Here is a 12,779-nt window from a genome sequence, read left to right as displayed (position 1 = left end):
CTGGTTTCTTACCAAGAAAAACTTAGCATAACTTTTGTGCTCAAAAAAACTTCTGGATTCCAGCATCAAGTGCTGGAATGACATGGTGAAATATTATTCAAGTAGCCTCTGTCTCAGTGTCCATTTGGTGTCATTCAAGTCAGCTCTCTTCTTGTCATCCCAGTACTGGGATTCAGAAAACTGACCAGGTTGGTCACGCGCTGGCTCTCTAAAATTACTTTAGCTACAAATATTAAGAAATTTACTAAATAAAAAAAGACAAAAGAATCCCCGTATAGCTAGTTTTAATAATGTAAATTGATAATGTGCTAACAAGCGCGATTTGGCTGAATGTAGAAAAAATAAAAAAAGCTGCTATAATTTTATGTAATTTGCCAATAAACACCTGAATTTTGTCGTTGAGCCCAAAAACAAGGATAAATACCTCTATCAGTATAATAAGGAAAGTGGGAAGGTTTGTCAAGTAATAAAACTAGAGGGCTCAAATGAAAGAAGGTAAACTCTAAAGTGTACGTTCAGTAGCACTTTCTATAAGAGAGATTGTATTATCTATCCCATAAAGCTTTATAAAAGATCCCATTCTAGGACCGGTTTTTTGGCCAAGCAGCGTTTCATATAGCAACTGAAACCAATCGCGTAAGTTATTGTAATTATGTTTTTTTCCGATGGAGAAAACCTGAGATTGAATCTCTTCAGCAGTGGCTGTAATAGGCAGGGAATGTAGGTTGTTCTTTAAATCTAGTAACGCTTCTTTCTCTTTTTCGTTTGAAGCTTTATACGCTTTTGTTGGCTTAATAAAGTCGTGATAATACCTAACTGCAAAATCCGAAAGCCTATCTAGCATTTTGTTGCTTTCTGGTGTAACGTTTGGTGCATAAGTTGATATAAAACCCCAAAGAATCTCTTTATTTTCAGCATTACAAGCTGCTGCCAGGTTTAAAAGTAACGAAAAATTTATGCCTGAAGTTTCTACGCTTGGAACTTTACCCTGGTGGATGTGCCATACAGGGCTATTTACATCCTTTTCTTCACTCTCATTGTAACGCTTAGCAAACTCTAAATATTCATCAGTTGATTTTGGTATCACATCAAAATATAAACGTTTAGCTTTTTTAGGACTCTGAAAGATGTATAACGCTAAACTCTCTGTGGGTGCATAAGTTAGCCACTCCTCAATTGAAATACCATTTCCTTTTGATTTTGATATCTTCTTTCCTTCTTTATCAAGAAATAACTCATAGCAAAACAAAAGCGGTGGCTTTTCTCCAAGTATTTTACATATTTGACTTGAAAGCACAGCAGATGGAGTCAAATCCTTTCCATGAGCTTCGTAATTAACTCCGAATGCAGACCACCTCATCCCCCAATCAGGTTTCCATTGCAGTTTACATTTTCCTTTTGTCACTGGAACTTCTATTTTTCCCCCGTTTGGGTCTTCATACGTGATTGTTCCTTTATCTGTATTTGTTTCAATTACTGGAACTTGTAAAACTTGGGAAGTTTTTGGGCATATCGGCAAGAATGGACTATAGGTTTGCTGCCTTTCTTCCCGAAATGATGGAAGCATTACGTCCATCACTTTATCATAATTTTTCAGCAGGAGTAAAAGTTTTTCATCGTAAACGCCAGATTTATAACACTCTGTTGCACTCCTAAATTCGTATTCAAATCCAAACAAATCAAGAAATTTACACAACAACGAATTCATGTGATGACCATAACTCTCATGAGTGCCAAATGGGTCAGGTATCATGGTTAATGGCTTGTTCAGATTCTCTCTTAGCATTTCCTGATTTGGTACATTATCTGGTATTTTTCGCAAACCATCCATATCGTCGGAAACTGCAATGATTTTGGTTTTTATACTAGGAGCTATTTTTTTTAGAGCGTTTGCAATAACTGTGGTACGAAAAACTTCCCCAAAAGTACCAATATGTGGTAAACCCGAGGGACCATAACCAGTCTCAAATATTATCTCTTTTTTATTAGGGAATTCTTGTAGTATTTTTTCTGCTTCTTGAAATGGCCAGCTTATAATCATTGAATTTAAATTAATTATCTTACCTAAAGTGCTATTCATTTCAATAGATTTTTAATTAATGATGTAGTATTAGTGTTAGAGCTCTTATTAGAAGGTTAAAGATATGTCTACTGGCAGCATACAAACGAATCAATTATTTAAAGGTCTTACAAGACCTGCAATGCTCTTTGGTGTGAGTTATATGTTTGCAATATTAAACGTTCTAATTTGCATGCTAATTTTCATTAATACAAATGATCTTAGAGTAATTCTCCTGATGTTACCAGGTATACATGGACTTGGCTATATAGCTTCTGCAAAGGAACCGTTGTTTATTGAGTTATTTATGGTAAAGTTGGGAAAATGTTCCAAATGTTTAAATCGGTTTTATCATGGAGCCAATTCTTATGACATTACTTGATGTTATGCAATGTTGAGATTTAGAGCTATTCAATCAAAGAATAAATCTATTCTAAGTAGAGAGGTTCACGCTGCCGAATTTATACCTTATTCTTGCTATTGGAATAGTACAACCTTGATAACAAAGCAGAATTGGTTAGTTAAATTTATAAAATTAAATGGCTTTGCGTTTGAAACGGCCGATGATGAAGACTTGGTGATACAAAATAATATCAGAAATCAGATGCTAAGAAGCATTTCATCTCCAGCATTTAGTTTGTACTTTCATACCATCAGACGTAAGAAAAATATTTTTTCTGATGAATTTGCAAATCAGAGTTTACCAAATTTTTTTGCTAACCATGTAAATCTAAAATGGAGAGAAAAACACGCAACTAGGCAATCTTTTATTAATGATTTATACATTACGATTATTCGTAGGGCAGATACAAAGGGAGTAGAATTTTTATCACATCTACTGAAAAAATTTGGGCATGTAACTTCAAAACATGCTTGGGAAAGTGATATGCGTGATACCTATGAAGATTTAGAGGAAACGACAAATCGTATAGTAACAAGCCTTAGGAATTATTCGCCTAAAGTCCTTGGAGTAAAAGAAACTCCAAACGGACTGTTTTGTGAAATAATGGAGTTTCTGTCTAGAGTTGTAAATTGTGGCTTTGTTACAAATACGCTTTTTCCACTAAAAACTGAAATATCAAGATACTTACCAGTTCATAGGTTATTTTTTGGCCATAAGATGATACAGGTTGTGACTCATAATGAAAGTAAATATGCTGGAATAGTTAGTATCAAAGAATATGGAAATAATACTTCCGCAGGAATGCTTGATTCTTTTTTACAACTTCCTTATGAATTTATTATCACGCAGTCTTTTCAATTTACAAATAGGCAAATGGCAATTGCGAAAATGCAGATACAGCAAAATCGTATGATACAATCTGCAGATAAAGCTATTTCTCAAATAGCAGAAATTTCTCATGCGCTTGATGATGCAATGAGTGGTAAAATTGCGTTTGGTGAACACCATTTAACTATCTTATGTATAGAAAAAAGCCCTAAATCATTGGACAATGCTTTATCATTGGTTGAATCGGAGCTTTCTAATTGTGGTGTTTATCCTGTTCGTGAGAGGGTTAATTTAGAACCAGCATTTTGGGCGCAAATTCCTGGTAATTTTGATTATATAGTAAGAAAAGGTACAATAAGTAGTCTTAATTTGGCCGGTTTTGCATCTCAACATAATTATCCTACTGGTAAAAAATTCAATAACCACTGGGGAGATGCTGTTACAGTTTTTGATACAACATCTGGCACTCCATTTTTCTTCAACTTTCATATAAGGGATGTTGGACATACTATGATAATTGGGCCAACAGGTGCTGGCAAAACTGTTTTAATGAATTTTTTATGTGCTCAAGCAATGAAATTTTCTCCAAGAATATTCTTTTTTGATAAAGATCGCGGTGCAGAAATTTTTTTAAGAGCACTTGGTGGTATCTATACTATAATAGAACCAAGAACTAAGACAAATTTTAATCCTCTGCAACTTGACGATACTCCTGATAATAAAACATTTTTGATGGAATGGATAAAATCTTTAATTTTAGTGTACAACGATAAATTCACTTCAGAAGATATTGCTAGAATTAATGATGCAATTGAGGGAAATTTTAAATTAAAAAAAGAAGACAGATTTTTGAGAAATCTTGTACCATTTTTAGGACTTGCGGGCCCTGATACTCTAGCTGGAGCAATATCTATGTGGCATGATGATGGCTCTCATTCTGCAATATTTGACAATAAAGAAGATTTGCTAGATTTTTCAAAAGCAAGAGTGTTTGGCTTTGAAATGGCTAGCTTGCTAAAAGATCCTGTTGCTCTTGGGCCGGTCTTGATTTATTTGTTTCATAGGATTAGTATATCGCTTGATGGCACTCCATCCATTATTGTTCTTGATGAAGCATGGGCGTTAATAGATAATCCAGTTTTTGCACCTAAGATAAAAGACTGGTTGAAAGTGCTGAGAAAGTTAAATGCTTTTGTGGTTTTTGCTACTCAGAGTGTTGAAGATGCAAGTAAAAGTGCTATTAGTGATACGCTTGTACAGCAGACAGCAACACAAATTTTTTTGCCAAATCTGAAAGCTACTAGTGTCTATCGAGATGTTTTTATGTTAACTGAACGTGAGTACATACTGATCAAACACACAGATCCAAGTACTAGATTCTTTTTAGTAAAGCAGGGAGTTAATGCTGTAGTAGCTAGAATAGATCTGAAAGATTTGGATGATGTGGTCAACGTGTTATCTGGACGTGCGGAAAGTGTTCTATTGTTATATGATATACTGAAAGAAGTCGGAGATGATCCAAAGATGTGGTTGCCTGTGTTTTATCAAAAGGTGAAAAATGTTTAAAACTAAACTGTCATTACTGTTAGTTGCGATATTTTTGTTAAATATAGATTTTTTGCTCTCGTATCCAGTGTTTGCAGATACAGTAAGTGGTACTGACAAAACGGAATTTGTTAGCAGATTTAATTCTACTGGCAGCTTTAGTCGTGCTTCTAATCCTGACTGTAAGGCGTTTGAAACAGCTGCAGCAGTTGCTGGGATAGCAATTGCTATTGGTGCAATATTTACTGGTATTGTTTTGATTGTCTCTTCTGCTGGTTTATTTACTGCTCTTGTTATCGTTGGAATGATAGCTGCAATTGTTGGGGTTTGGAAGGCGATAGGAGGACTTGTTGTTTGTGAGCATAGTTTTGTTAAACACCCAGTTGCACGTGATCATGATGGAAAGTATAAAGATTTCGAATTCTCAAAATCAGAATACTCAAAATATTCAGATTGCACAAATAAGAATTATCAAAAGGAAGATGAATATTTTAAATGTTTTGATGGGGCAAATGGATCAATAGAAGTAGGTAGAAAAATAGAGAAGGGCATTTTAAACTCCATACCTGACCAAAATACTGGTGGTTATTACTGGCCAAAAAACGGTGTGCAATACAGTGAATATATAGAAGTATGCCATAGAAATCCTTTAACATTTAGCAGATTGTTTTGGTTAGATACATCAATAAAAGCAGACTTTGATGTTAGAGAGAAGGACACTGGATATGAAGGTGGGTCATGGTCTCCAAAAGTTGATGGTGATCTGGAATGTAAAGTTCTTAAAGCAGGACAAAGCGAAACCATACATGGGTCAACATTCAAGGCAGTAAAAAAAATGGACAGATTGTGTGTGGAGCTGGCAAGTGTGAGAATGCTTGGTATCAAAATGACTCCTTGGCCGCAAGGGGTTGATATGGGATGCACAGAATTGCCACCTGACCCACTTGCTCCTATGTGTGAAAAATCTGTGATGATATTCAAAAATAAAGATGGTACAGGTGAATATGAGGAAGATCTTAATGATTCTAAAAATAAGGACAAAGATTACAAAACTATTATAAGGGAAAAGAAAGGAGAGGGAAAAATTTTTGTAGGTTATAATAATGCCAGTTGTTTTAGCCAGTATGTCTCTGAAGCTTGCTACAATCAAGCGGGAAGTAAGTCATTATCTCCTATTCCTATAACTTCTATGATAGTGCAATGTATTAAGGAGTCGTTAGATAATTTAGTGGCAGGTATTGATTCAAGTGGTAACTTACTTACAGACAAAAATGGACATGCTAAGGGTAGTTTTTTGTCTGTAGCACAAAAAAGACTGAAGAACACTGTTACTGCTATCTTAATTTTAGCTTTGATATTGTTCTCTATAAAAGTTATGTCTGGTGGAGTGCGTAGTCCGCAAGAAATGTACATGTTGATCATTAAATTCGCTTTAGTGATTTACTTTACGACAGGTAGCACTATGTCTCATTATTACGGGGAATTAACAAAACTTTCGAACGGCTTATCAGAAATAGTGCTTAAAGCTTCATCTGAGAGTAAAAATATATGTAATTATGAGGCAGGTAAAGATTATGAATACGATCGTGCAGGGCAGAAGGTATCCTACAGTTATCTTGCACCTTGGGATAGGCTTGATTGCAGAATTTTATTTTATTTAGGTGCCCCTTTAGATGGAATTGGTGGCAAAATTGGTACTGGAGGTGTTGCAACGTTAGCGGTCTTGCTTGGCGCTGCTCCTGTCTTGTTAGTTGCAGGTTCGGTGATTGGTATTATTTTCGCTGGTGGACAAATTTTAGTAGCTCTTGTCTGTATATTTATGGCCATTTTGATGATGATGGTTATTTTATGGATGTGCTATGTATTTATCTTATCTTTAGTTGCGCTTAGTGTAATTATCATCTTATCGCCTTTATTCATTCCTATGGTTTTGTTTCAACATACTAAAGGATATTTTGATGGTTGGCTAAAAGAGTTAATTACCTACAGTTTATACCCAGTTATCCTCTTTGCATTTCTATCTTTTATGTTCATAGCATGTGATAAAATCTATTTTAAAAATTTAAATTTTAAACTGGACGAGTCATATAAAAATGAACAACCAGACAAGTCATATGAAAAGAAACAAGCAGAAATCTCATATAGTAAGAAAAAACAGTGGTTTAAATTGAAAGATGGGGAATGTGATAAAAATGAAACTACTCTCGCATGTATGATGCAAAATTATAGCTTTAAAAAGAGCAGCATACTTGGTCTATTCGACTTTAGATACATGGAGTTTGGCAGCTCTCTAATCGGAGAATTATTAAAATTGTGTTTAGTATTATTCCTCTTTTACCACTTTTTAAACGTTCTTCCCGGCATGGCTGCTGAGCTTGCTGGTAATCACAGAGCAGCACTTGGTTCAGGTAGCACTCCTGCACAAATGGTGAATAAAGCTTTATCTGCTGCCAAAGCTGCTGCTGGAGGTGCTGGTCAAGTTGCTGCTGCGGCTGTAAATAAGGCAAGAGGGGCTATTGGAGGAGGTGGAGATGATAATAAGGGATCGGGATCTTCCTCTAGTGAATCTATAAAATCAGGTGGAGAGTGAGCGCAGGTGAGTAACAGATGTTTGAACATTTGAGCAACCAAAATTTGGTTAAGCTATGCATAAGTTTTGTGATACTCTTTTTATTATCTGGGTGCGGGTGTATTAAGCCAGAAGATTCATCAGGCTTGCGTGAGAAATTGGATATAGTGTCAACAGAGCAGAAATGGGTTGATTCTGGAGTCTATATTTCGGATAAAATAAAAGTAACAGAGATTAATATAGTACCTAATAAGGTTAATTTTTGTTCGCAATATAAAGATTTTGCAATTGAACCTGGAGTAAGAAACGTTACATTACCGTTTGCGCTTAAAGCTGGCGATGCGATAAGCTTTAGTGTTGTTGGAAGTAAAATGTGTAAAAACAATAATGGCATGGTCACCTGCAAAAAAATTGACGAAAATTGCGGTGAAGGGGAAAAGGAGTATTTTTCACATGTTTTAAATCAAGAGAAGTGTCAAGGTGAAATATGTCCTAATAAATATGAAATAGGCAATGCACAATGGTTAAATGGAAAAGAGTACTGGTCTTCAGAATTAGATCAAAGTGAAAGAGAGGAAATTAGAAATGTCATCGACTCTATAAAACAGCAAGGGGAAAATGTAGACTGTAGCAAGCTTTCAGAGAGCAGTGCAAGTAAGATAGATACGCGCATTTTAAATTTACTCTGTGGACGTATATGTAAATTTTCTTTCGGCAGCGGAGAAAAAGGTTGCGTATATATTGAATACAATAGTATAGAAGGTGAGATATTCAATACTTTAAATTCTAGAGGTGAATCTGTTATTGCTGAAATTATTGATAACGTATTAAAGGAAAAACGGGTAAAAACTGACATTACACTATTACGTGTTCACATGGATAATGAGGAATTTGAACACATTCCAGGAGGCGGTATATGTATTAACTGTGATCATAAGATAGATCGTAACCATCCAAAACCAGAGTTAACTTTTAGTTTAGGTGATGGTAAGGGCAAGGGTGGTTTCAATATAAGAGTAACGAAGAACCATAGTCTAAAAAACAACTTATATATACATGTTTCTGATAAGTTTCCTGAGCACAATCCTGGTGAAATTCTGGGGGATATACCTGTGGATATCAGTGAAGTTCATAATACTGAGTATATGGAAAGATTAAAAAAAAAGCTAAAAGACAAGAGTGGCACTATATATTACGGAATAAGAGATCATGGCTGTGATTATAAGAAAAATGAGGGTCAGTTTAGTATTAACCTTACAACTAAAGAGCCACCTGTAAGAACTTTTAGTGCGATATATAATTTTTTTGATGAAAAAGTAAAAACTGCATTTTTCGGTTCTAGCTACAAAGACACTAACGCGATTCACTCTGATACTAGCCCTGTGAAGTCTCTTTATCAAAGTTTTGTAGCATCAAATAGAACAAATACCATCAGATCTACAATAGTGTCGTTATTAGTATTATATATAGTTTTATACACCCTTTATTACTTTTTTGGATTGTCTCATGCTTCTATATATGAATTTTTAATTATATGTGTAAAGATAGGAGTTATTACCCAATTGCTGAACGATAACAGTTGGAGTTTTTTTTATAACAATGCATTTTCTATTTTTGTTAATGCTCCAAAACAGTTAATAGAAATAGCAAATTTCAGAGGTACAACATCAAATGTTTTTGAATTTCTTGATTTACCGCTCAATAGGTTTTTATCAGCACACTCAGTGTTACTAATAGTATCTCTTATATTCTCCGGTCCTTTGGGTATTGTATCGTTTTGCTTGGTGATTTGGGGTTTGATAACAGTGAGCTTATCGATGTTTAACGCCTTATTTTCTTTTATCACATCTATAGCAATAGTTGCATTATTGCTTTCCTTGGCGCCTCTTTTTATTATTTGCCTTCTATTTGGATATACTAGACAGATGTTTCACAATTGGGTCAAAAATTTAGCAAGATTTGCAATTCATCCGGTAGTGCTTTTAATTTTTATATCATTAATAAGCCAGGTTATGGATTATATTGTGTATTCGGTCTTTAATTTTGAGGTCTGTCCTACATGTATACTTAATCTTAACTTAAAGATTTTTAATCCTTGTATTATTTATGGTTATGCTTCCAAACATGCACCTAATATCACAGCTATGATGGCTTTTGTGATTTTGGGACATGCTATGAAAGCTTTAGTTGAGGCATCTTCAACAATATCTGATTCGTTGTTTGGTGTTTATGTGGCAAGCGAACCAGGAAGGCAATATCAGCAAAGCTTAATGGGAACAGTAGGTTTAGATGAACAAAGTATCCAAAGAAGAGCAGGTCAGCAATCTGGTACACCAAGTCGAAGACCTCAAATACCACAATCAGCTCAAAGATCAGCACCTAAAATACCGACAAACACAGGAAATCAATGATGAGCAGAAAATCATTATTATTGATACTATGTCTTGTAATTACTGGCTGCACAATGGATTGTGTTGAACCTGGGCTGCAGAGCAGAAATACTAGTGTCAGTATAGATGTTCCAGTTCGTGAAGCTGGCGAAGGAGTTAAAATTCATTGGGTTGATTCTGGTCAAGTAATTAGCAAGGATGAGAAAATCAAATTTACTCTTGGTGGGTCAGTAAATTTTTGTCCTCTTAAAGAAGGGAAAAATCCAAAGAGAGTACTTGTGCCCGCTGTATTTTGTGCTAATGATTTAATACCAAATTACAGTAATAAGTTAACTGATAATGCTAGTCTTGATGAACGAGAAATATGTGGGGATATAGGCTTTGGAAATAATGAATTCTATAGCAATAGACGTTATGTAGATACTGGAATTAAAGCAAATCCTGGTGATAAGTTAAGCTTTAGCTTAGTTCCCAGAGAGATAACGATTGATTATGACAATCCACAAGGAAAAGGTATCAGTTTTGATGATAATTGCTATAGAACTGAAAAAGGGGATGAAAAAGATAGAGCTACAATAAGAGACATGCTAAACGGAGGAAAGTTCTTTTGTGGAGAAAGTGGTAAAAGAACTGTAGTAGAATTTCCGCCGCTGAATAAAGAAGAAATGAATAAAAGAAGAGTGCTAGTTGGCAATGGCTACACTCCATATGATAATAAGGTACATTTTAATAAGGATTATATTCAAAATTCATGGATAAATGGTGCGTTGTTAGATCTACGACGAACTAAAATAGGACTGAATGAATTATGTAATGGGAAAAGGTGTGATTTTAATGAGCTGAACAAATACAGTTCTTATGAACTTAATTGTTACTATCAGAATATATGTTACAACGCAAAAGGTATAGGGGAGAATTGCGTCTCTTCTATAAGGTATGAGAAGTATGATAAAGGAAATACATGTGACATGTATTCTCACCTTAAACGTATTGAGGATGAACTAAAAAAGATTGAAGAAAATAAGAGGGATTCTAAGCAGATTGACATTAATTTAATATCAAATTCTAAATTAAACTTCAAAGAGGACAGAGGAGATATTTCTTGGGCCGAAGCTCTTGTTGCAAAAATTGGCGATTTTGATGATCAGGATATTGCTAAAGGTATTCAATGTTTTCCAAATGAGAAAGGTGCGAAAGGAGATAATGTATGTTCACAGATTAATTATAAATTTGAAGATTACTCTCTGAGATTAAATCATGATTATAAAATAAAAGGTATAACACCTGGTAGTAGTGTGATGCTTGCTATAGCAAGTAATGGCAACTACCAACTTCATAGAGGTGGATATCATGTTGAAGTAACTAGATCATGTAACTTTGATGGTGGTAAAAAATTGTATGTGTACTTAGGTGATAATCCGCCAAGGGATCCATCTGCTCGAAAGACTAATGATTTCAAAAAAGTAAAGAGGTTGGATAAAATAACAGAGGATAATGTAGACTATTACATAATAGATGGAAGTCATTTGGTAAATGAAGAGTCTAAGAAAATATATTTTGGTATTAATGTAGAAAACGTAGAGAAAGATGATATTACGGACAAAGATAGCAAATATTATGAAGATAACAAATACACAGTAAATTTATTTTTAAAAAGAAAAATAAACGATTTTATTTCATCAACTGTAAACAAGATTTTTGATTTCATAACAGACGGGAGTGAAGACGGAATTAAAATTCCATATGAAGGATATAGAAAGGGGCTTCTACAAGGAATAAGAGCTTTGCTTATTCTATACGTTATATTTACTGTTGTTGGCTATATGCTTGGAACAATACAATTAAGTAAATTCGATTTTATTATAAGAATATTCAAAATAGCATTTATAGCTTTTGCTTTTAGTGATAGAAGTTGGGAATTCTTTGGTACAACTTTGTCTGGGCTTTTTGTTGAGGGTAGCATTTATTTAGTTGATAGTTTTTCTGGCTATATAGGAGAAGGAGGTAAAAAATTTGCATTCTTAGATTTAACAGCCGGAGTATTATTTACAGGAGAAACATGGCTGAAATTTTTATCTTTAATGCTATCAGGACCTTTTGGCTTTATTGCATTTTTGGCAATACTTTATGCTACTTTTGTGTTTTTAAGATGCATTATTAGTGCTACGTTTAAGTATGTAATATCTACTGTTTTAGTGGCATTTTTATTGTCATTGGCACCTTTATTTATCGTATTTATTCTATTTCAACAAACTAAAACATTATTTGATAATTGGATAAAAACGCTGGCTCATGTTTCATTGCAACCAGTCATTTTATTTTCATCCTTGTCTCTTTTAAACCAGTTAATGTATTCAGTTCTATACAACCTCACAAATTTTTCTGCATGCTATCAATGCTTAATTAGTGTAAATTTTTTATCGTATGATCTGTGTCTTATGAAATCAATATTACCTCTTGGGTATAGTCCTGGTACTAGTGTTGATGTTGCGCTCAGTACTGGAGAAAGGGCTGGTGGGCACTTTGCAGCATTACCTATAGATCTAATCCAGGCATTTATATATCTCATCATTGCTAGTGCAATGGAAGCTTTTGTTTCTATATCAGAAACTATGGCGCAGGCGTTGTTCAGCTCTGGTTATGGAGTTGCTCAAAGTGTTAGTCATATTTCTAGGAGCGCATCACAAGCTATGCTGTCAACTGTTGGCCTTGATGATAGAACCCAAAATATGATACATAACATCAAGCAGGGAATGAGTAAAGATCGTAGCAAAATTGAAGCTAAATTGCCTGATACACCAAAGCAAGCAGATGGGAAAGGGAGTGCTGGCAGAGAAATGAGCAAATCTGAAACACTAAGCCAGCCAGATAAGCAAAAGGATTCTGATAAAACAAAAGGACAAGTCAAGGAAGATTGATGAGATATATGGAGTAACTAATTAAAAAGATATTTGAAGTAAGGTTTTAGAAATTTATTCTGTATTG

Annotated in this window: 6 protein-coding genes; 5 read left to right on the top strand and 1 reads right to left on the bottom strand. The window is 34.5% G+C overall.

Translation table 11 applies throughout. The features are described 5' to 3' along the window. Window positions 1-502: 502 nt before the first annotated feature. The gene (locus tag WP_RS02995) at window positions 503-2,080 is read right to left on the bottom strand and encodes a lysine--tRNA ligase (protein ID WP_007302031.1); all 1,578 of its coding nucleotides are present in this window, start codon (window positions 2,078-2,080) and stop codon (window positions 503-505) included. A gap of 64 nt (window positions 2,081-2,144) precedes the next feature. Here WP_RS02995 and WP_RS02990 point away from each other — a divergent pair, with 64 nt between their 5' ends. From WP_RS02990 to WP_RS02970, 5 genes are read left to right on the top strand one after another with little or no spacing between them, the layout of a single operon-like run. Continuing rightward, window positions 2,145-2,441 carry a type IV secretion system protein VirB3 gene (locus WP_RS02990; RefSeq protein WP_006015054.1) on the top strand — a complete coding sequence of 99 codons (297 nt, stop codon included), beginning with the start codon at window positions 2,145-2,147 and terminating at the stop codon, window positions 2,439-2,441. A 9-nt stretch (window positions 2,442-2,450) separates the two neighbouring features. Further along, entirely contained in the window at window positions 2,451-4,856 is a 2,406-nt protein-coding gene (locus tag WP_RS02985; protein ID WP_007302030.1) for a VirB4 family type IV secretion/conjugal transfer ATPase, read from the top strand. Then, window positions 4,849-7,425 (top strand): TrbL/VirB6 family protein, encoded by a 2,577-nt coding sequence (locus tag WP_RS02980; protein WP_007302029.1) that lies wholly within the window; start codon window positions 4,849-4,851, stop codon window positions 7,423-7,425. The genes WP_RS02985 and WP_RS02980 overlap by 8 nt, the downstream gene beginning before the upstream one ends. Before the next feature lie 17 nt (window positions 7,426-7,442). Beyond that, window positions 7,443-9,815 (top strand): TrbL/VirB6 family protein, encoded by a 2,373-nt coding sequence (locus WP_RS02975; protein WP_007302028.1) that lies wholly within the window; start codon window positions 7,443-7,445, stop codon window positions 9,813-9,815. Continuing rightward, window positions 9,812-12,712, top strand: a complete 2,901-nt coding sequence (locus WP_RS02970; protein WP_012481864.1) for a TrbL/VirB6 family protein — start codon at window positions 9,812-9,814, stop codon at window positions 12,710-12,712. Before WP_RS02975 ends, WP_RS02970 begins: the two co-directional genes overlap by 4 nt. Window positions 12,713-12,779: the final 67 nt, after the last annotated feature.

Source organism: Wolbachia endosymbiont of Culex quinquefasciatus Pel, from assembly GCF_000073005.1.
In the GTDB taxonomy this organism is placed as follows: domain Bacteria; phylum Pseudomonadota; class Alphaproteobacteria; order Rickettsiales; family Anaplasmataceae; genus Wolbachia.
The sequence above is the reverse complement of the archived record's forward strand: the minus strand, read 5'-3'. Positions and strand labels throughout refer to the sequence as shown.